Genomic DNA, 264 nt, shown 5'->3' with positions numbered 1-264 from the left:
AGTCGGTTCATTCAGCAAGCGCAGAACGTGTAACCCGGCTAAACGCGCCGCATCTTTTGTTCCCTGACGCTGTGCATCATCAAAGTAGGCAGGAACGGTGATCACAACGCCATCAAGCTTACCATCCAGTGTTTCTTCTGCACGCTGCGCCAGCGATTTAAGAATGTCAGAAGAAACCTGAATAGGATCGACCAAACCCGTTGCGGTGTTGATTAACGGCAACCCGTTTTCACTCGCTTGAAATTGGTAAGGAAGATTTGGATA

1 protein-coding gene is annotated in these 264 nt (G+C 48.9%); it reads right to left on the bottom strand.

Annotated elements, in window-relative coordinates; genetic code table 11:
- Window positions 1-264, bottom strand: a 264-nt coding sequence (locus V2H77_RS00010; RefSeq protein WP_341497178.1) for an Hsp70 family protein, incomplete at both ends; no start/stop codon positions are given.

Origin of the sequence: Photorhabdus sp. P32 (assembly GCF_038085095.1) — a bacterium.
Classification (GTDB): Bacteria; Pseudomonadota; Gammaproteobacteria; order Enterobacterales; family Enterobacteriaceae; genus Photorhabdus; species Photorhabdus luminescens.
This window is presented reverse-complemented; position numbering and strand designations above follow the sequence as displayed.